The organism is Dorea sp. YH-dor226 (genome assembly GCF_039832105.1).
Lineage (GTDB): Bacteria > Bacillota > Clostridia > Lachnospirales > Lachnospiraceae > Dorea_A.
Window position 1 is genome coordinate 59,196 of the sequence record NZ_JBDOHS010000012.1, and the last position, 21,751, is coordinate 80,946.

General features: G+C 43.9%; 18 protein-coding genes. 2 read left to right on the forward strand and 16 right to left on the reverse strand.

Annotation, left to right across the window (positions count from 1 at the left end):
• Nucleotides 1–38 precede the first annotated feature (38 nt).
• From ABE547_RS10900 to ABE547_RS10915, 4 genes are all read right to left on the reverse strand, one after another.
• Nucleotides 39–2,480 carry a hypothetical protein gene (locus ABE547_RS10900; protein ID WP_347378803.1) on the reverse strand — a complete coding sequence of 814 codons (2,442 nt, stop codon included), beginning with the start codon at nucleotides 2,478–2,480 and terminating at the stop codon, nucleotides 39–41.
• Nucleotides 2,481–3,632, reverse strand: a complete 1,152-nt coding sequence (locus ABE547_RS10905; RefSeq protein ID WP_347378804.1) for an SAM-dependent methyltransferase — start codon at nucleotides 3,630–3,632, stop codon at nucleotides 2,481–2,483.
• Nucleotides 3,633–3,751: 119 nt separating this feature from the next.
• Nucleotides 3,752–6,373: a HAMP domain-containing sensor histidine kinase gene (locus tag ABE547_RS10910; RefSeq protein ID WP_347378805.1), complete on the reverse strand. Its 2,622-nt coding sequence runs from the start codon at nucleotides 6,371–6,373 to the stop codon at nucleotides 3,752–3,754.
• Nucleotides 6,374–6,395: 22 nt separating this feature from the next.
• On the reverse strand, nucleotides 6,396–7,091 hold the full coding sequence (locus ABE547_RS10915) for a response regulator transcription factor (RefSeq protein ID WP_347378806.1): 696 nt from the start codon (nucleotides 7,089–7,091) through the stop codon (nucleotides 6,396–6,398).
• A 299-nt stretch (nucleotides 7,092–7,390) separates the two neighbouring features.
• On the opposite strand from ABE547_RS10915, the gene ABE547_RS10920 reads away from it, so the two are divergent.
• Both ABE547_RS10920 and ABE547_RS10925 read left to right on the forward strand, forming a co-directional pair.
• Entirely contained in the window at nucleotides 7,391–7,741 is a 351-nt protein-coding gene (locus ABE547_RS10920) for a sporulation initiation factor Spo0A C-terminal domain-containing protein (protein WP_347378807.1), read from the forward strand.
• 350 nt (nucleotides 7,742–8,091) lie between these two features.
• Nucleotides 8,092–8,550: an Lrp/AsnC family transcriptional regulator gene (locus ABE547_RS10925; RefSeq protein WP_347378808.1), complete on the forward strand. Its 459-nt coding sequence runs from the start codon at nucleotides 8,092–8,094 to the stop codon at nucleotides 8,548–8,550.
• A 59-nt stretch (nucleotides 8,551–8,609) separates the two neighbouring features.
• Here the strand turns inward: ABE547_RS10925 and ABE547_RS10930 are convergent, their stop codons facing one another.
• The 12 genes from ABE547_RS10930 to metG all read right to left on the reverse strand — a co-directional run bounded on the left by ABE547_RS10930 (nucleotide 8,610) and on the right by metG (nucleotide 21,208).
• Entirely contained in the window at nucleotides 8,610–9,449 is an 840-nt protein-coding gene (locus ABE547_RS10930; RefSeq protein ID WP_347378809.1) for an aminotransferase class IV, read from the reverse strand.
• A gap of 36 nt (nucleotides 9,450–9,485) precedes the next feature.
• Nucleotides 9,486–10,418 (reverse strand): alpha/beta hydrolase, encoded by a 933-nt coding sequence (locus tag ABE547_RS10935; RefSeq protein ID WP_347378810.1) that lies wholly within the window; start codon nucleotides 10,416–10,418, stop codon nucleotides 9,486–9,488.
• Nucleotides 10,418–11,797, reverse strand: a complete 1,380-nt coding sequence (locus ABE547_RS10940) for a citrate/2-methylcitrate synthase (RefSeq protein ID WP_347378811.1) — start codon at nucleotides 11,795–11,797, stop codon at nucleotides 10,418–10,420. The genes ABE547_RS10935 and ABE547_RS10940 overlap by 1 nt, the downstream gene beginning before the upstream one ends.
• Before the next feature lie 118 nt (nucleotides 11,798–11,915).
• Nucleotides 11,916–12,788 carry a 16S rRNA (adenine(1518)-N(6)/adenine(1519)-N(6))-dimethyltransferase RsmA gene (rsmA, locus tag ABE547_RS10945; protein WP_347378812.1) on the reverse strand — a complete coding sequence of 291 codons (873 nt, stop codon included), beginning with the start codon at nucleotides 12,786–12,788 and terminating at the stop codon, nucleotides 11,916–11,918.
• 152 nt (nucleotides 12,789–12,940) lie between these two features.
• The gene (locus tag ABE547_RS10950) at nucleotides 12,941–13,768 is read right to left on the reverse strand and encodes a carbon-nitrogen hydrolase family protein (RefSeq protein ID WP_347378813.1); all 828 of its coding nucleotides are present in this window, start codon (nucleotides 13,766–13,768) and stop codon (nucleotides 12,941–12,943) included.
• On the reverse strand, nucleotides 13,765–14,526 hold the full coding sequence (locus ABE547_RS10955; RefSeq protein WP_347378814.1) for a TatD family hydrolase: 762 nt from the start codon (nucleotides 14,524–14,526) through the stop codon (nucleotides 13,765–13,767). Before ABE547_RS10955 ends, ABE547_RS10950 begins: the two co-directional genes overlap by 4 nt.
• A gap of 2 nt (nucleotides 14,527–14,528) precedes the next feature.
• On the reverse strand, nucleotides 14,529–15,515 hold the full coding sequence (locus ABE547_RS10960) for a diaminopimelate dehydrogenase (RefSeq protein WP_347378815.1): 987 nt from the start codon (nucleotides 15,513–15,515) through the stop codon (nucleotides 14,529–14,531).
• Between the two features lie 45 nt (nucleotides 15,516–15,560).
• Nucleotides 15,561–15,926, reverse strand: coding sequence for a DUF1667 domain-containing protein (locus tag ABE547_RS10965; protein WP_347378816.1), 366 nt, complete (start codon nucleotides 15,924–15,926; stop codon nucleotides 15,561–15,563).
• 4 nt (nucleotides 15,927–15,930) lie between these two features.
• Nucleotides 15,931–17,196: an FAD-dependent oxidoreductase gene (locus ABE547_RS10970; RefSeq protein ID WP_347378817.1), complete on the reverse strand. Its 1,266-nt coding sequence runs from the start codon at nucleotides 17,194–17,196 to the stop codon at nucleotides 15,931–15,933.
• Nucleotides 17,193–18,692, reverse strand: coding sequence for an NAD(P)/FAD-dependent oxidoreductase (locus ABE547_RS10975; RefSeq protein WP_347378818.1), 1,500 nt, complete (start codon nucleotides 18,690–18,692; stop codon nucleotides 17,193–17,195). Before ABE547_RS10975 ends, ABE547_RS10970 begins: the two co-directional genes overlap by 4 nt.
• Nucleotides 18,693–18,717: 25 nt before the next feature.
• Nucleotides 18,718–19,074: a Uma2 family endonuclease gene (locus tag ABE547_RS10980; protein ID WP_347378819.1), complete on the reverse strand. Its 357-nt coding sequence runs from the start codon at nucleotides 19,072–19,074 to the stop codon at nucleotides 18,718–18,720.
• Nucleotides 19,075–19,240: 166 nt separating this feature from the next.
• The gene (gene metG / locus ABE547_RS10985) at nucleotides 19,241–21,208 is read right to left on the reverse strand and encodes a methionine--tRNA ligase (protein WP_347378821.1); all 1,968 of its coding nucleotides are present in this window, start codon (nucleotides 21,206–21,208) and stop codon (nucleotides 19,241–19,243) included.
• Nucleotides 21,209–21,751: the final 543 nt, after the last annotated feature.

The following is a 21,751-nucleotide window of genomic DNA, read 5'->3' on the forward strand; positions in this document are numbered from 1 at the left end:
TTGACGATAAAAATGGCTGCCATAAAGGCAGCCATTTTTTATCCAATAAACGTATTTCCGCTTCCCTGAGTCATCTGATCCATCTGCTCATAAGATGCACTTCTTCTTTCTCCGCTTTCCACGTCAATATAAGATACGGTTGTATCACTGTATCCGACCAGAATCACGGCCTGTCTGTTATCAAGCATGGCAATGATCGGTCTGTCCTGATTAATGATATACAGCAGTTCCTCTGTCGTACATCCGGTCAGATCAAGAAATGTTCCGCCATTGATATCTTTCATAATATCTGCAGATGCTTCGTTTGCTTTCAGACGATTTTGTATCGCCTCAACAATCTCCGTTTTTCCTTCTATGGAGTATTGGATATCCCGATTGCTGCGTTCCCATATATAAGACTGATCGGACGCAACGACCACTCCACTGAAACTGTCTGCAGCTCTTATTGCCTCTCCTGCAGTTGTATAGATTCCCTGCAGTTCCCCATTTCCATATACATAATATTTTTCCGTATTCTTCGTTTGCTCAAGTACAACTCGCTTTGGCTGTTCGAACAGAATCTGTTTGGGCTTGAGTACCTTGGGTTCTTTGTCTGAGATTCCCTCATTGTAAGTAAGCCTGATCTGACGCTGTTTCAAGTCTGTAGAGTATGTCTCAAGCACTATATTACTCTTGGTTTTCTCTTCGTTGTTCGTAATATAGTCCGGTGCGGTTTTTACATACATCGATCCGTCTTTGGATGCACGTTCAAGCGTGATCATATCTTCTCCAAACAGGGCATCCAGAATATAGATTCCGTCAGACTGATACTCTTTTATGACTTCTCCCTTCTGACTCTGAATCTCAATCTTATACATCGGAATCGTTGTCTCCCCGCTGATCGTCGTGCCCGCATCGTCAGTTCTGGCAATTCCATAGACAAAATCAGTCCTTACAAATCCCAGCGGACGAATTGTTTCGCCTTTTTCACAGGTCACAGAACGCTGTTTTCCGGTATCAAAATTCAGTACAATTACTTCAGACGCATTTTCCAGATCTCCATCTGCCTGGTAGGCGATTACTTTTCCGTCATCTGATATCACATACTGTTTCTCCGTCAGTCCTTCTGCCAGTATCTCTGTCTCTTCCATTTTGACATCATACTGATACAGAGTCCCTTCAGATACGAAATAAAGAACATTTCTTTCTTCATCATAATAGGTACTTCTTCCAAGCTCCCGGATTACACTTGCATATGATTCCCTGCTGGATATAAATGCCTTCTCTTCTACCGAGTTTTTTGCAATATCATAATAGTATACGGCAACTCCGACTTCTCCTTCATGTTCACCACGATTCATATATCCGGATACAACAAATGCAGTATTTCCTTCTTCATCCACTTTCAGCAGACGGATCTCATGATCAGAGACCATACTTCTCGCATCCGTATTTTCCGCATCGGCAAATCCGAACACCAGCGACAACTCATCCGATTCTTTGTTGTAATTCCAAAGTTCATCTGCTTCCACAAAAGACACGATCGTTCCGTCTTTATTTACCAGATACGGGATGTCTCTGGAGGCAATTCCAAGAAGAAGCCCTTTTTCACTGACTACAGTTTTTGTCGCATCAAAGATCTGATCCATTGTGCGGTCGTAACCCAGAAGATATGTCTTTTGCGCATCCTGCGCATAACGCACTTTGAAAAATTCCTTTACCTGATAAAGATCCGTTTCATTTTCCTCGCCTTTTCCGCGCACACGATATTCCAGCTGCACAGCCGCATAAGAACCATTCAGTTCCTTGATACTCCATCTTTCTCCGCCTTCTACCTGAGGCTCTAAGTCTCCCCATGTCACATGATCATAATCTGAATAAATCGTTACATGCTGAAGTGTCGCATTGTCGGCATCCTCGTTTGGCTCAATTGCTGTACCGATTCCTGTCCCTTCTGCCTTATCAAGTGCATTTTCATGAAAATCACTTATATAATTCAGACATTCAGAAAGATTTTTTCCGGTACCGTCCACGATTCTTGTATAAAAATAAACAGGCTGAGAATCCACTATATTCAGCTTAATCTCCAGAATCCGCTCCTCTTCCAGAAGACCTTCCTCTTCCAGGCTCAGAATCACACTCTTCTCCGGTTTTGTGATCTTATCATTTTTCAGTTCTTCCGCTCCATCCAGCGTATATACTCTGTAACGAATGCTGTTAATCTTATTGTCATATGCAAGAATATTGGCCTCCAGGCGCCCCTTTGTCACGGGTGTTATAACATCACGCACCGACGTGATCTCCATCTCCTCTGCATAACCGGACAGTGTATTAACCGTATATTCCCCGCATGAAAAGGTGATCTGCGGAAATGTCGCCGCTCCCATGTCTGCCGTCATATTATCATTTCCCCGATTGGTGAAATAACTGAAGACAATCACTGCAACCACAAATACAACCACCAGGATCCCTGCGTTTTTTATATGTCTTTTTATCTCCATCTATTCTCCCTCTTTGTGATCTAACAGACGCCCAAGCGTCGGTGACACATGCAGGCACTCCTCACATCTGCGGATTGCTGCCTCATTTTCCCCCTTTTTTCCGGTTCTGACTGCCCGTATCAGTATATTCTTCGGTGTATGTTCCATGTCAATAAACTCCAGAATCTGTGTGTCATCCCCCTCTCGCTCCAGATACTGAGCCCGAAGTCCGTCTGTTACCAATGCCGCCATACGCTCCTTTAGCAGACCATACCTGAATATCGGCGCAAGTACTTCATTTTCCATCTGCCTGTTCAATTCATGCTGGCAACAAGGCACAGATAAGATGACCTTTGCATTCCAGCCGACAGCTTTTGCAAGTGCATAATCCGTCGCCGTATCACATGCATGCAGAGTAACAACCATATCTACCGAATCAACGCCGGTATAATCTGCAATATTGCCCTCCAGAAACTTCAGCTTTTCATATCCGTACTTCTGACTCAGTTCATTGCAGTGACGGATCACATCCGTTTTCAGATCCAGCCCTATGATCCTGATATCATACTTCTTCAATTCATGCAGATAATAATACATGGCAAATGTAAGATATGACTTTCCGCAGCCAAAGTCCAGAATCGTCAGCTCTCTCCCTTTATCAAGCTGCGGAAGAATATCCTCAATAAACTCCAGGAAACGATTGATCTGTCGAAATTTGTCAAACTTCGACTGTACTACTTTTCCTTCCTCCGTCATGACACCAAGATCCTTAAGAAACGGAACCGGAACACCTTCTTCCAGCACATACCTCTTCTTCCGATTATGGCTCATATCAATCTCTTTTCTTTCGCACTGATTCTTACGGCTTTTTATGGTTACCTTCCCTTTTTTGCTGATCAGTACCGAGAAAGAAGCTTGTTTCGTTTCCATCTGCATCTGCTTCATGTTTTCCATATATTCCATAATAAGCTCTATTGCCTCTTCCGGCCCGACATTCTGATGGAATGCCTGATGATTCCGAAAAGATTCCAGTTGGAAAAACAGCTTATCCTTTTTCAACATCGGGCGAATCTTCACCCGTACCGTTCCCTCCTTCTGCCGTGGATTACTAAGCGTCGCAGATATAAATTCTATATTTAGATTGTCCTGTAATAAAATTCTCAATTCATTCATAACGCTATTATTGTAATGTTTTTTAGGGATGAACGCAAGTAGGGACAGGGGATTTTCAATTTGGGACGGAGGATTTTTAAAAATCCTCCGTCCCAAATTGAAAATCCCCTGTCCCTTTTTTAACTTTTCTGCAGTGGAAATGTGATGGTTACTTTAAACAAATCTCCATCCAGATACAGCTCGAAAGTTCCGCCCTGCATTTCTGTCAGTGACTGTGCAATGGATAATCCAAGTCCACTTCCCTCTGTACTTCTGGAAACATCTCCTCTTATAAATCGTTCTGTCAATTCATCCGCCGATATATTGAGTGACTGCTCGGATATATTTTTCAGGCTGAATACCGCATTTTCTTCTCTTATCTCAAGAGTCGCATAGACTCTTGTTCCTCGCATCGCGTATTTTGCCGCATTGTTATAAATATTGGATAATACTCTCCACAGTCTGCGTCCATCTGCACGAATGATGACATCTTGATCAGGCACTGATAGTACCTCCTGCAGATCTCTGGCGGTGAATTTCTCTTCAAATTCACCGCTGGTCTGCTGTATCATCTCAACCAGATTGATATTCATATATTCCAGAGTAATATTTCCGGAGCTTACTTTTGACGCTTCCACCACGTCCTCCGTCAGTGTTTTCAGCCGCTGCGATTTTTGTTCCAATACTTCTATATATCTCTGAATCTTCGGATCTTCAAAGTTTTCCTGCTTCAGTAATTCCACATAATTGATAATAGAGGTAAGCGGCGTCTTAATATCATGAGACACATTGGTGATCAGATCCGTCTTCAGTCGTTCACTTCTGATACTCTTTTCAACCGCCATGTCAAGTCCTTCTCCGATGGAATTCACCTTCTCAGCGATCATTCTCTGTTCGCGTTCCAGACCATTCAGTGGAATCTTGTAGTCTACTTCTCCTCCGGCGATCTTATTAATTCCTGTCTTAATCCGCTGTCTTCCAATAGCCTGTTTTATCAGATAGATAAAACAGGCCACCTCTACTCCCTGAATTCCCCAGAATATCAGAAAGTTCATCGCAAATGCAGAAGACCACTCATATATCAGATATAATGAAAATACCCAGATAAATCCACCGATAATGATAATCTTCCACACTTCGTGGATATGGTGAAAGATCTCCCGGATAAGATTCCCACACCATTTCAGTATACTGTTTTCCCACATGGTATGCGCTTTGATCCTTCTGATCAGACTCATATAACCGATCAGGAACATCGTACATGTATATCCTGCCAGCACTCCTACTTCGATAATATACGGAATAGAATTGTATACGTAATCCGGCTGGTACATATCATATCCCATATTACTGCCGGTCATATTCGAGAGATGCTGATTGAAGTAATTCAGATTCATGAAACATAAAACAACCGGTACGATCCAGCATCCGATCACTGTCACTGCCGCCAGTTCTGTCTTCCAACGATCAAACCAGTTCAGATGCAGTTCTTCATCCTTTCCATTTCTTCCTGCAGCTACCGTAAGCCACACCAGAACGATAAAGAACAATACAAGCGAAGTCGGTCCCAGAATCATTACGGCACCTGCACTTGCTCCGTATTTGCTGTACAACTGTGACTCTGTGTAAAATGGGTCCTTGATCGGATATGTCGTGTCTACTCCGACGGCATATATGAAGTTTTTCTCTTCATTTCCCGAATATTTTACTTCATCCCGCCATTCCTCAGCATCAATTCTTTTAAGATTGGTTTCAAACTCTGACAGTTCCGGCCTGATCACTGCATACTTTCCAAGACTGCGGATCTGATCCAGACTTTTTTCCAGCCGGTCATAATCCTGATAAGCTTTCCGATTCGTACATATCTGCTGCGTATCCAGATCCACATACAGATATACGAAATTGGTATCTCCTTCCTGATAAAAATTCGAAAGATCACTGTAGATACTCATCTCTTCATCTATCCGATAAATACTGTATCTAAGCATATCATACGCTTCATTCAGCCGTCCGTTCCAGAGTGGATCTTCATTGGCAACATCCAATACGCTTCTCCCGTCCACCGTCTGATATTCCTCTTCCAGCCAATTGCCGTCATAACTCCAGCAATCAATATACGCAATCTTTCCTTCTGCATCCTGAAGCCCCTTGAACGGAGTCTCCTCCATTCCATTTGCAAAGCTTCCGTTCTGAAGTCCGTCCAATATATCTTCTTCGGAGATTCCTCCTTCGTCACTTGCAATGACAAACCGAAGTTCCCCCTCGTCAACCAGGTTTCGAAGCTCACTGTAATAATAATACTGATAAGTATTATCAGGCTTTTTACATACAATGACCGGATCCCGTAGGATCTCTCCTGTATCATAAGAACTTTTCTCGCCATTCTGAACCCACTGATTTCCCCATTCTTCCAGATCCTGCAGGTAATATGACAGTCCACTGATATCCTCATCCATGATCTGAGATTTTTGATAATATTCCTGAATATCAACGATTTTTTTCGGGTTATACACCCCGTCCGTTTCAAACCGGTCTTTCATGGAGATTCCATTGATGATCTGATTACTGTTCGCCCTCAGTTGCTCATTAAAACTATTCGTATCCTCATATTTATCCGGGGTATTTCCTGTAAATATCTCACTTCTCAATGCGGGATAGATAACAAGCCACAGCACACTGATCGTCGCCGTTATCAAAAATATATGCTCCAGAACGATCAGGATTCCCTTTACAAAAGAAGTTTTATACCATTGTCGTTTCATACATACTCCCTTCCAAATGCTTCTATATCTTTTCTATCTTATATCCAACTCCCCACACTACTTTCAGATACCTTGGTTCCTTCGGATTAATCTCAATCTTCTCCCTGATATGTCTGATATGTACCGCTACCGTATTGTCTACCCCGATGGCATCCTCGTTCCAGATACTTTCGTAGATCTGATCAATTGAAAATACCTTGCCCTGATTCTTCACCAGTAACAACAGGATATTATACTCAATCGGAGTCAGTTTTACTTTTTCTCCATCTACCGTCACTTCCTTAAGATCGTCATTGATGGAAAGTCCTCCAACAGTATACACCGCCTCATCTTTCTGATTCACAGTACTTCCAAGCTGCGTATACCTTCTTAACTGCGACTTTACCCTGGCAACGAGTTCCAATGGGTTAAACGGCTTCGTCACATAATCATCCGCCCCGACATTCAGCCCCAGAATCTTATCGGCATCCTCCGATTTTGCTGACAGAATAATAATCGGCATATTATTTCTTTCCCGAATCTTCAAAGTCGCACGGATACCGTCCAGTCTTGGCATCATCACATCAATTACCAGAAGATCAACCTGCTCCGTTTTCAGTACCCGAAGAGCCTCTTCACCGTCATATGCCTTCAGCACCTGATATCCTTCCTGAGTCAGATATATTTCTATTGCTTCTACAATTTCCTTATCATCATCACATACTAAAATTGTGGACATTTTCATCACCTCCCTTATACTATACTAGAATAGCAGACATTTTTTAAGAGCAACTTCCTGAAATTCTTAAGATATTATGAAAAGACGACGAATTCTGTCGAAAAATGTTGAATAATTACGTATTATGTCAACGTTTCTTTCCTTTTGATTTTTTTATATATAATATAAACCTGTAAAGCATTTTATTTCTTTTGACAGAAAAATACTGCGCACCTTTTTATTATGTAAATTATATAAATTAGATAAATCAAATTTTTAAAAATTAACTAGAAAATCTTTTAGAAAGAAGTGGAAAATATATGAACGAAAAAGACATCGAACATTTGATAAGATCACTTGGAATCGGTGCAACCTATCGTGGCTATTGGTATCTGGCTTATGGAATCAGTCTCTGTTTGAAAGACGAGGATTATCTGCTCTTCGTCAGTAAATTGTTATATCCCGAAATTGCAAGATATTACTGCACAACCAGCTGCAGTGTTGAGAGAAATATACGCACCGTCATCAAAGTCTGCTGGGAAAGGGGCAACCGGAAGCTCCTTCAGGAAATCGCCCTTCACCCCATGCCGATCCGACCAACCTCCAGCGAGTTTTTTGATATACTGACTGCACATCTGAAACAAAACGATAATTCAAAATTAGTTGTTTAGGTATTATTATTAACTTCTTAAGTGGTTCTTAAGATTTTTTCTTTTTCTTTTATAGTTTTAACATACTTTAGACATATTTACCTTATATACTAATAGACAGATAGTTGATGAACAATCAATTATCTCCCCCCTCATAAAGTAAAACGCCGGAATAGCCGGTGTACACTTTACTCTCATTCCTTTAGATAACTATAACAACAACGAAAACACCTCCGTCGGAGGTGTTTTTGCTGTCTGTAATTCTATAACGATTTTAATTTACGAGTCTTTTGACGACATGCCCATGTTATGATAGAATATAACAGGAAAACTCATAATTATACATACCCCTCTTGAAAGGAGATTTACATATGGATTCCCTTGATTATCAGATATTAAAATATCTAAAAAATAATGCACGACAGAAAGCTTCCGAGATCAGCAAAGCAATACATCTGTCAGTATCTACCGTAATTGACCGGATTCATAAAATGGAAGATTCCGGTATTATACAGTCCTATACTGTCATAACCGATGACGCCCGAATCGGAAACGATGTCACTGCGTTAATGGAAATATCACTGGAACATCCAAAATATAATGATGCGTTTGTGGAAAACATACAGCAGCATCCAAATGTTATCTCTTGCTATTACCTGACCGGGGAATATGATTACATGATAAAAATCACCTGTCGCTCTTCCAAACATCTGGAAAGTATACACCGGTGGGTGAAAAATCAGCCCGGGGTCTGTGTGACACGTACACATTTTGTGCTTCGGACAGAGAAAAACACATTTTCCTCCCTGCCATATGTGGATAACGAATAAAAAATGTGGAAAAAAAGGGACGGGGAATTTTTAAAAATCCTCCGTCCCTTTTTAACTTTTTAATTCGTTGCTTCCAGAAGTTCTGTTACCACTTCTTTTCGTATCTTTTCCAGTATCTCCGGATTTCTTCCTCCTACCGCTTTCCCATCAATCTCTTTTACCGGCAGGCACGGATTACTTGAGCTGGACACAATGATCTCTTCTGCCTGAAACAGATCATCCAGTGTATAAGGCGTTTCATTCACTGCAATCCCCAACTTCTTACAGGCTTTGATCAGATGTGCTCTGGCGATTCCCGGAAGGATCAGATTATCGGCAGGTGCTGTCACAAATTTCCCGTCTCTGATAATGTGTATGTTGCTGTGTGCACACTCTGTCACACGCCCACCCGGTCTGTAAAATACCGACTCCTGAGCCCCCGCTTTTCTGGCTCTCTCAGATGCAACACAGGACGGGATCAGGTTCAGTGTTTTTATATTGCAATGAAAAAAACGGGTATCTTCTGTTGTGATCAGCCTGATTGGTTCAAGTCCTTCATCTATCCCGGAAGGTTTCAAAGTAATCCATAGATTTCCGGGTCCTTCTGTGTATACATGATTACGCATTCCCGTACCTCTGGTTACCTGATAATACACAAACAGATCTCCGGTATCCATTTTTTGCACCATCTCCTGCAGCAGATCTTTTAACTCTTCCTTTGTCACAGGCATCTGGATATCCAGAAGCGCTGCACTGTTAAAAAACCGGTCTATGTGTTCATCCACAGCAAAGATCTTATAGTTTCTCGCCGGTCCTGCATCATAGACTCCGTCTCCAAACCAGCAGCAGCGGTCATTCATAGGAATGACCATATTTTCAATTTCATCGTACTTTCCATTGTAATAGCCCAGTGTTTTCATATTCTTTCCTTATTGCACTCTTTCAAAACTGTATAATTATTCTACATATTCCTTTGTCTCGATCCATCTGAGTATATCATGATATACCTTTTCCCGGTCAACTTCATTCAGAATCTCGTGCCGGTCGCCCTGATACAGATGGATGGACACATTATGTATTCCGGCTGACTTATACTTTTCATAAACCTTTGTTACGCTCTTTCCGAACGCGCCTACCGGATCGTCCTTACCGGAAACAAACAGAATCGGCAGATCCTTTGGAATTCGTTCCAGACTTTCTTTTTTCGTCAGAACTTTCATTCCCTCGAACATCTGATAATAAGCTCCCAGCGTAAACATGTAAGAGCACAGCGGATCTTCCACATACTTCTGTCTTTTTTCCCGGTCTGACGTAATCCAGTCTTTTGTAGTCTCTGACGGCTCAAATCTTTTGTTATAACTTCCAAAGCTCAGATTATCTACAAACCGGCTGCGGTGTTTCCAGCCTTTAAAAGCCGCAATCACTCTGCACACGAGCTGCCCGGCATTCAGAATCAATGCGCTCTGATATCCGGTTCCCATAATAACGGCACCGTCAAGCCCCTTTCCATACATGGTCAGATACTCTCTCAACAGGAAGGATCCCATACTGTGTCCCAACATATAGTACGGTGCATCCGGATATTTTTTCATTGTCATCTCACGCAGCTTTTGTATATCGCCGATCACGTACTGATTTCCCCTGGTTTCATCAAAATATCCCAGTTCTTCCTCACTTTGAATTGATTTTCCGTGTCCCAGATGATCGTGTCCGGTCACATAGTATCCGTTTTCAGACATATATTCTGCAAATTCATGGTATCTGTCGATATACTCCACCATCCCATGACAAATCTGGAGCACACCCTTTATCTTACCTTCCGGAACCCACTCAATCGCATGGATCTGTGTCTTTCCATCCCGGGAAGGATAGTAAAATTCCTGTTTCATTATCTGTCTTCCATTCTAATATATTCTTTGTGTTCTGCCAGTGACTTATAAGCCGGACGAATAATCTTATCAACATTCTTCAGCTCTTCCAGTCTGTGCGCGCTCCATCCGACAATGCGGGCAGCGGCAAAAATCGGCGTATACAATGCCGGCGGCAGATCCAGCATCCGATATACCAGTCCGCTGTAGAAATCAACGTTTGCATTTACCCCTTTATAGATCTTGCGTTTTTCGGCAATCACTTCCGGAGCCATGCGTTCCACTTTCTCATAAAGAGCATACACCTTTTCGCACTTCTTTTCTTTCGCCAGCTGTTTCACAAATCCCTTGAAAATATCTGCTCTTGGATCTGATATGGAATAAATAGCATGTCCCATGCCATAGATCAGTCCTTTCTGGTCAAATGCTTTCTTGTCCAGAAGGTCATACAGATACTGGCGGACTTCATCATCGTCCTCCCAGTCTTTTACATTTTCCATCATATCGTCAAACATCTGCGTTACTTTAATGTTGGCTCCACCATGCTTTGGTCCCTTTAATGATGACATGGCTGCGACAATCGCTGAATACGTATCCGTTCCTGAGGATGTAACCACATGTGTTGTAAACGTTGAATTATTTCCACCGCCATGATCCATATGGAGCACAAGCGCCATATCCAGAATCTTTGCTTCCAGCTTCGTATATTTCTTATTCTCTCTTAACATCATAAGAATATTTTCTGCTGTAGACAATTCCGGTGACGGTGCGTAGATATAGAGATCCTCTCCCATTCGATAATTATAGGCATGATATCCATATACCATCAACATCGGGAACTGACTGATCAGATTCAGGCACTGGCGCAGTACATTCGGAATAGAAGTATCATCTGCCTTTGCATCATAAGTATACAGACTCAGAATCGATCTGGAAAGACTGTTCATCATATCTTTGCTCGGCGCCTTCATAATTACATCCCTTACAAAGGTCGGCGGAAGCGTTCTCCTCTCCACAAGAGTATCATGAAACATCTGCAGCTCTTTTGCATTCGGAAGTTCTCCAAACAACAGCAAATATGCAATTTCTTCAAATCCATAATGCTTATCTTTCAAAAATCCCTTTACCAGATCTTTGATGTTATATCCACGGTAGTAAAGATTTCCTGCGCATGGCACTTCTTTCCCATTTACAATCTTTTTGGCACACACATCCGAGATATTGGTAAGACCTGCAAGAACACCCTTTCCATTTAAATCTCTAAGACCTCTTTTTACATCATATCTGGTATACAGATCCTTATCAATTGCATTGTTACTTTCACACAGCTGTGCAAAATGTTCAATCTCCGGTGTCACCTCAAATAATGCCTGCTCACCTTTCTTCACCATCGTCATCATCCTTTCTGTTCTTATATTATCTACATATCATTGCTCCTGACCTCTTCATCCCTTTCAGATTATATGGATCCGGAAATTCACAATCCCTCATATTGTATCATTCCCGGATATATCACAGCTATGAAAGCCCGCATAAGCGGTTGCTCAAAGCTGCAAATTCTTCCAGCGTAAGTGCCTCACCACGGACACTTGCTCCCTTTCCGAGTGATTGAATCGCTTCTTCGATCTCCTCTCGGGAATATTTTAATTTATCAGAATTTTTCAGACCATTTGCCAGAGTCTTTCTTCTCTGATTAAAAGATGCCCTGATAATGTCAAACATCAGTTTCTCATCTTTTACCTCCACCGGCGGCTGCTTATGACAGGTAAGCCGGATGACCGCCGAGCCCACACGGGGTCTTGGCATAAAACAATTCGGCGGTACATTTGCCACAATATAGGGTTCGGCATAATACTGTACAGCCAGAGACAGTGCCCCATAATCTTTACTGCCCGGACCTGTCTGCATCCGGTCGGCAACTTCTTTCTGTACCATAACCGTGATACTCTCCATTGGTACATGATTCTCAAAAAGTCCCATGATAATCGGTGTTGTAATATAGTATGGAAGATTCGCCACCACTTTAATCGGGCGTCCCTGATTTTCATCATCTGCGAGTCTTCGAATATCCAGCTTCAGTACGTCTTCATTAATAATCGTTACATTATCATATTCACTCAGAGTGTCCTCAAGGATCGGAATCAGATTTTTATCAATCTCAACAGCAGTCACCTTGCCTGCTGCCTCAGCAAGATACTGTGTCATCGTTCCGATTCCCGGTCCGATTTCCAGTACCATATCATCCTTTGTAATTCCTGCAGCACGGATAATCTTATCCAATACATGCGTATCAATCAAAAAATTCTGCCCGAACTTCTTCTGAAATGAAAAATTATACTTCTGCAAAACTGCAATTGTATTCTGCGGATTTCCCAATGTTGGTGTACCCATACGCCCACTCCCTGCTTATGTGTATATTTCTCTACATTATACAATAATTCCTAATATTATGATATACAAAAAAAATAAAATAAGAATTAAGAAAGTGTGAACGTTAAAAAAGGGACGGGGAATTTTTAAAAATCCTCCGTCCCTTTTTTACTTTACGAAAGTGTTTTCCACTCATATACATCTCGCCTCAGTTGCTTCAAAAGCGGCAGCTGTTCACGGATTTTTTCTACTTTATCCAGGTCTATCTCTGTGAGTACTACGTGTTCTTTTTCATCCATCTGCGTTACAACGTTTCCCCATGGATCTGTAACGATCGAATGTCCCCAAGAGTGATAACTTGCCCGTTCATCCCGTGCCGGAGCGGTGCCGACTGCGTATACCTGATTATCAACTGCCCTCTGACGAAACAGCAGTTCCCAGTGTGCCGGACCTGTTGTCATATTAAATGCTCCCGGCACCAGTATGATCTTCGCCCCCTGCTCCACCATCAGCCGTGACAGTTCCGGAAAACGGAAATCATAACAGATGCATATACCCATTTTACAGAATTCTGTCTCGAATACCGTCACCTGGTTTCCGGGTGACAATGTATCTGATTCTTTAAAATACTGTCCTTCCACATCGATATCAAAAAGATGCATTTTCCGATGTTTTGCAATCTGCTGTCCGGTACGATCAAAGACATATGCCGTATTATAGACATGTCCTTCTTCATCTACTTCCGGCATGCTCCCTGCTGACAGATAGATCCTGTGCCTGGCCGCAAGAGACGCACATCTTTCCCAGGATATCCCGCCTTCTTTTTCTGCATACACCGGGAAACTGGTTGTGACATACGGACAATTGAACATCTCCGGAACAACTGCAAGGTCTGCTTCTTCTACTTCTCTGCTTTTCATCAGCTCTTCCAGATGCAGCAGATTCGCTTCCTTATCTTCACTGACATTCATCTGAATATTTGCAATCTTCACCTTTTTCATAGACGATACATCTTTCTCGCATTTTCTTCGGTCTGCGCCACCACTTCCTCATATGTGACACCCTTGATTTCGGCAATTGTTTCTGCCACATACCGGATATACGCAGAATGATTGCGCTTTCCCCGGTATGGTTCCGGTGCAAGATACGGACAGTCCGTCTCCAGAACGATAGATTCCAATGGAATCTCTGCAACCGTCTCTTTCAACTTCCGGCCATTTTTAAATGTCACCACACCGCCAACGCCGATGTAGAACCCCATCTTTACATATTCCTGTGCCATTTCCCTGGAATACGAATAGCAGTGGATCACTCCATTCAGTCCCTCTGCATGCGCTTTCATAATCTCCATCGTATCCGCTGCGGCATCCCGGCTGTGAATCAGAACCGGGAGATCCAGCTCTCTTGCAAGCTCCAGCTGACGGATGAACCATTTCTTCTGCAGGTCATGAGACTCATTATCCCAATAATAATCAAGACCAATCTCTCCCACCGCAATCACCTTATCACGGGAAAAGAGTTCTTTCATCTTTGCAAATGTCTCTTCATTCAGACTGCCCACATGATCCGGATGTATCCCGACAGCTGCATACATGAACGGATACTTCTGTACCATATTGGTCACCCGTTCACAGGAGGCATAGGAGGCACACACATTTACAATGGTTCCCACTCCCTGTTCTTCCATCGAACACAGCAGCTCTTCGCGATCCTCATTAAATTGTTCACTGTCATAATGTGCATGTGTATCAAAAATCATCTTTATAACATCTCTTTTCTCAGCTGTTCCGGTGTCTTCATTGACAACATTGCCGGCGCAATATCAAAGACACTTCTTGCTCCGCTCTCTCCTGCTTTAGACAGCTTGTAAGCAGCTCTCGCATAGCAGATCAGTACACTGGCCGTAAACTCCGGATTAGAATCCAGCTTCAGAGAATACTCAATGACATGCTTATTTCCATCCGTTCCTGTCTCTCCGCTTCGAATTACGAATCCTCCGTGCGGCATCTTGCTGTGCTTTTCCTTCAGCTCTTCTTCTGTAATAAATGTTACCGTTGTATCATACTCATCGAAATAATTCGGCATCGTCTTGATTGCTTCCTCAATTGCCTGAAGATCCGCACCTTCCTCCGGTACCACATAGCATTCACGCAGATGCTTCTCTCTTGTGGTAAGTGTCGGTTCACTTCCGCTTCTTACACGATCAACTGCTTCCTCGATCGGTACCGTATACTGAATTCCGTTCTTCACGCCATCCACACGGCGAATTGCATCCGAATGTCCCTGACTGACACCCTTGCCCCAGAATGTATAAGTACTTCCCTGTACCAGGATCGACTCTGCATACAGACGATTCAGTGAAAACATTCCCGGATCCCAGCCCACAGAGATAATGCTGACATTGCCGCCGTTTCCTGCTGCCTGATCCATATCAGCAAAATACTCCGGAATCTTCGCATGTGTATCAAAACTGTCAATCGTATTGAAATTCGCAGCAATCTTCGGCCCCATAACCGGAAGGTCTGTTGCAGATCCACCGCACAATACCATGACATCGATCTCATCTTTCATGGCTGCCATCTCATCAAAATGCTTTACCGGTACTCCATCCGTAGCGATCGCAACAGATGCAGGATCCCTTCTGGTAAATACTGCTGCCAGTTCCATATCTTCATTGCGGGCAATGGCTTTCTCCACGCCGCGTCCTATATTTCCATATCCAACAATTCCAATTCTTATTTTTCCCATAAATATAACCTCTCCTTGCTCTTTCGCTTTATTTTATCAAAGAGATTATAACACAGATACATTTTTTGTCGCAACCATATCAATTCCGGTGCCCGCAATATTTGTGGCAACTACATCCCCAATCTTTACCGGAGCTTCCACTGTTACCTTTTTTATCTCCTCCATACAATCCCATATCCGGTCTTTTGGAATGCCGCTTTCTGTTTTCACAGACACAACCGCCTGTGTTCCATGATGTACTCTCACAGTTGTAGTTATGATCCGGGTCGGATTCGTAACCTCCTTCCTTGCATATGCATCCCCTCTGTTACACGTATTTCCGGAAACACGAATCACTTCTCCTGCTTCCATCTCTATTTTCAGCTGACACCCCATCGGACAGCCGATGCAGATCAGTTCCTGTACTGTCATCTTCTTACGCCTCCTCTATCCGGATTGTAATCTCCTGTACACCCGGATATTCTTCCACTATCTTTTTCTCCAGAACGATGCTTTCCATCTCTCCCGGAGCCATAACGGGACGTTTTTTACAGAGTATGGGGTCTCCGTTGATAGCAACCCTGATTCTGCAATTCCGGTAAGGTTTTCCCACACGAAAACGTACAATAACCTGATCCGCCATTGTATCCGGATGAAGCATCTGCGGAACCGTATAACGGACGCCCGCCGCCGGAACGATCCGGATCATTCTGCCTTCTGTACCTGGGTGTTCCCGTTTCACATACGTCGCTGCACACACTCCTGCACGCTCTGCCTCTTCCGATACAAAATCCACCAAATCATGTACATGCAGCACATTTCCACAGGCAAAGATTCCGGGAATACTGGTCTGCAGGCTGTCATCAACCACAGGCCCCCTTGTCACCCGGTCCAGCTGCACTCCACTTTCTGCAGACAGCTCATTTTCCGGAATCAATCCCACAGACAGAAGAAGCGTATCACAGGAAATATATTCTTCTGTTCCCGGAATCGGTTTTCCCTTTTCATCCACACGGGCAAGTGTTACTCCTTCCACCCTCTCTTTTCCCCTGATATCCACAACCGTATGACTCAGCTTCAGCGGAATCCCATAATCCTCCAGGCACTGAACAATATTTCTCTTTAATCCTCCGGAATACGGCATCAACTCTGCCACCACTTTCACTTTTGCTCCTTCAAGCGTCATTCGTCTCGCCATGATCAGACCGATATCCCCGGATCCCAGAATCACAACCTCCCGTCCCGGCATATAGCCTTCCATATTGACCAGCCGCTGCGCTGTTCCTGCCGAAAAAATACCTGCCGGACGATATCCCGGAATATTCAGTGCCCCTCTAGAGCGCTCTCTGCATCCCATCGCGAGGATTACAGCTTGTGCCTGGATCTCAAACAATCCATCCTGACGATTCATGGCAATGATCCTTTTATCTCTTTGAATATGCATGACCATCGTATTTAATTTATACTCTATCTTCAGTTCTTCCACCTGACGGATAAACCGTTCTGCATACTCTGGTCCTGTCAGCTCTTCTTTAAATGTGTGCAGACCAAACCCATTATGAATACACTGGTTCAGAATACCGCCCAGCTCCCTGTCCCTCTCCAGAATGAGAACGTCACGAATCCCACTTTTTCTGGCCGCTGCCGCAGCTGCAAGTCCGGCGGGACCGCCTCCGATCACAACAACCTCATATGCTTTCATCTTCCCGCCTCCTTGTCCTCTTTTGCTTCTTCCGGCTCCCTATGTTCTGCCTCATACTGCCAAGTGTCACCAGTAAGTACCCTGGAAGTCCCTCCGGATTTCGTAAGCTTTTCCTGATCTACATGAAGCTCTCTTGCAAGTATTTCCATGACTCTTGGCACACAAAAACCGGACTGACATCTTCCCATACCTGCTCTGGTTCTTCTCTTTATCCCATCCAGAGACTTTGCACCAATCGGCCTGTGAATCGCATCCAGAATCTCCCCTTCCGTGATCATCTCACAGCGACAGATAATCGTTCCATATGCAGGCTCTCTCTGAATCAGCGCATTCCATTCCTTCTGCGACAATGTTCCCGGACTCAGAATCCCCTTTCTTCTGCCATCAAATTCCGGATTCTCCTTTAATCCCAGCTTCTCTTTTACAAGCTGTGCCATATGGACACCGATTGCCGGTGCACTGGTAAGTCCCGGGGATTCAATTCCTGCACAGTCGAAAAATCCCGGGGCATCCGAAGCCTCTTCCAGTATAAAATCCCCGCCTGCTTCATGTGCACGCAGCCCTGCAAAGGAAGTGATCACCTCCCGCATCGGAAGATCACGCACATTTCTTCCGGCCTTCTCAGAAAGATCCGCAATCCCTTCTCCCGTCGTATCCACTCCTTCTTTGTCATCCACATCCACTGATGTTGGACCTACCAGAAGATTCCCGTGTATCGTGGGCGTAACCAGTACTCCCTTTCCATACCTGCCCGGAAGCGAGAATATCGTTCTTGACACATGACCTTCTGCACTTTTATCCAGCAGGCAGTATTCTCCCTTTCTCGGTGTGATCGACAGCTTCTTTTCACTGACCATGTTATGAAGCACATCCGCATAGACTCCCGCTGCATTCACCACACACCTGGTCTGATATTCTCCGGCACCTGTCTGAATCGTATATCCGCCACTTCCTTCATTCGTTCCCTTACGGATTCCTGTCACCTCTGTATCAAAAAAGAATTGAACTCCATTCCTGTCTGCATTTTCCGCAAGCGCAATATTCATCGAAAATGGACACACGAGTCCGGCTGTCGGTGCATACAACGCCCCACACACTTCTTCTGAAAGATTCGGCTCCAACGCAAGAGCCTCTTTCCCGGACAACATCTGCATATCCGGCACACCATTCACAATTCCCCGGTCATATAATTCCTGAAGCTTCGGCATCTCTTCTTCCCGCGTACAGACGACCAGCGATCCCTTTCGCATAAACGGAAAATCCAGTTCCTCTGCAAGAGGTCCCATTAATGCATTTCCCAGAAGATTCATCTTTGCCTTCATCGTTCCCGGTTTCGCATCGTATCCGGCATGGACAATGCCACTGTTTGCTTTGGAAGTTCCACAGCAGACATCCTCCGCTCGTTCCAGAACACAGATATCTGCCTGATAACGGGATAATTCTCTTGCCACTGCTGCCCCCGTCACGCCGGCTCCGATAATAATCACATCATACATCATCATCCCTCCTGCTCTTTACATTTCACCGCTCTGAAAAGTCGATGACCAGTTCTCCTCCATAGATTCCTACCGGCACCCGGTTCATCGCCGGATCCACATAAGTACTGGTTTCATTCAGATATACTGCAAACGGGGATATAAAGACTTCACAATCTCCCTGCTTTTCTTTTACATACCTGTAAAATTCAAAATTTAAAAAATTCAGGATTCTCTGGTGAGTCGTTGTCGGGGTCGCCATCCAATATATCTTACCGTCAATCAGTTCCGCCCTCTCATTCTCCGGCAGAGCTTCTATATCCCTGATCGTATGGCCCGTCTCTTCTTTCTTCATCACCATGTTACCTCCGATTACATACCGCTCATCTGTTTCTGCTTTCATTATAGCATCTCCTCCCTTTTCTGTGAATGACTGGTTTTCTGTTCTCATTTTCACAAACATGAATCATAACGGCTGAAATGCCATTGAAAATAGAAAAAGGATTGCCGCCACAAATGGACAACAATCCTTTTTCGTCTCATATGATATTTATCTGAACCGCAATCCTCTAGCAGATCTCAGCTCCTGACGGCATCTCTTTTTCCGGCGTCATCAGTGCAAGATTGCCCTCTGCATCCTCTGCACACAGAAGCATTCCCTCAGACAGCACACCTGCCAGCTTCGCAGGTTTCAGATTCACAAGAACCATAACCTTCTTGCCGACCATCTCTTCCGGTGTATAGTGTGCTTTGATACCAGATACAATCTGTTTTACCTGACTTCCAACCTTTACCTGAGAACACAGAAGTTTTTTGGATTTTTTCACAGCTTCGCAGGCAATGATCTCACCTACCTGGAACTGCATTTTTCCAAACTCCTCAAATGTAATCTCCGGTTTTGCCTCGATGTCGATCACTTCTTCTTCCTCTTCCGTTGCTTCTTCTGCTACCGGCGGATGAAGTTCCTCTACCTTTTTCATCACTTCATTGATATCCAGTCTTGCAAACAGGATCTCCGGCTTATCCGTAACCTTTCCATCTCCGAGCTGTGCGAGGATCTTTTCAGATGTCTCCGGCATGAAGGATTCCAGAATTCTTGCTCCCGCCTTGATACTCTCAATCAGATTGTAAAGTACGGTCTCCAGACGGTCTCTCTTAGCCTCGTCCTTTGCAAGTGCCCATGGCATCGTCTCATCAATGTACTTGTTGCAGCGTTTGAAGAGGTTGAAGATCTCGGTAATCGCATCTGCCACACGCAGATCCTCCATTTTTGCATCTGCCTTCTTCGGCATATTTTCCGTAACAGCCTTCAGATCTGCATCTACAGCCTTCTCTTCCTCCGTATCAGCAACACCTTTATCTGTTACCACGCCTCCAAAATACTTATTGGTCATGGAAATCGTTCTGTTTACCAGATTTCCCAATGTATTTGCAAGGTCAGAGTTCATACGCTCAACCATCAGTTCCCAGGAAATCACACCATCATTTTCAAACGGCATCTCGTGAAGCACGAAATAACGCACTGCATCCACACCAAAGAAATCTACCAGCTCATCAGCATACAGTACATTGCCCTTGGATTTACTCATCTTGCCGTCACCCTGCAGCAGCCACGGATGTCCGAACACCTGCTTCGGAAGCGGAAGATCCAGTGCCATCAGGAAGATCGGCCAGTAAATTGTATGGAAACGGATAATGTCTTTTCCGATCAGGTGCAGATCTGCCGGCCAGTTCTTCTTAAACTGCTCAGTGCTGTCTCCGTCACAGTCATATCCGATTCCGGTAATGTAGTTGGTCAGCGCATCCAGCCATACATAAACTACATGCTTCGGATCAAAATCTACCGGAATTCCCCATTTGAATGAAGTTCTGGATACACACAGATCCTGGAGTCCCGGAAGCAGGAAGTTATTCATCATCTCATTTTTACGGGATACCGGCTGAATAAATTCCGGATGTGTATTGATATGCTCGATCAGACGATCTGCATATTTGCTCATTCTGAAGAAATATGCTTCTTCCTTTGCCGGCTTTACTTCACGTCCGCAGTCCGGACATTTGCCGTCTACCAGCTGAGATTCTGTCCAGAAAGATTCACAAGGTGTACAGTAAAGTCCCTCATAAGATCCTTTGTATATGTCTCCCTGATCGTATAATTTCTTAAAGATCTTCTGTACCTGTTTCTCATGATCTTCATCCGTAGTACGGATAAATTTATCATAAGAAGTATTCATCAGATCCCATATTCTCTTAATCTCCCCTGCAACGTCATCTACAAATTCCTTCGGCGTCACGCCTGCATCTGCAGCTTTTAATTCGATCTTCTGTCCATGCTCGTCAGTTCCTGTCTGGAAAAATACATCATACCCCTGACTTCTCTTATATCTCGCGATCGCATCTGCAAGCACGATCTCATACGTATTACCGATGTGCGGCTTTCCTGATGTATAGGCAATCGCCGTTGTAATATAATACTTTGGTTTCTCCATGTTTTCCCTCTCCTTTGTTGTAAATGATAAAAAAACGTCTCCTTTGATTCTCCCATTCCAACCTGGAAAAATCAAAGAAGACGAGTTATCCCGTGTTACCACTTCTGTTCACCTTCCGCCTCACAGCAGAAAGCCTTATCGAGTGTCGCATCAACACCCGCCGCTGTAAAGGGCGGTTCCCTTCGCAAACTAACGAAATCCCGGAGTACAAATGCATTATCGCTCACCCTGGTCTTCGCTCATCCACGCCGCTTGGAAGCCATCTTCTGTCACATTCCATTCATCCCTCTCAGCAATGGTTCTGCAAATTCTATGCTTTTCAGATTCCTGAACCTTCCGGGAATTCTCTGTAAAACTTCCTGTCACATACTCTCTTCGTCACTGCGTTTACATATTCATTCGTAATAAGAATCGTAGCATAATCTCATGGGACATGTCAAGATACGTCTCTGAAAATTCCCTATTCCGGGTGTATAGGTGTCAATGATTGGTAACACTTCACCCCCAAGATAATGTCAAGGGAAAGGTGGAGATTCTCGAAGAGAATACTACCTGACCTTGACATTATCCTTCATGATATACTGGTTCACG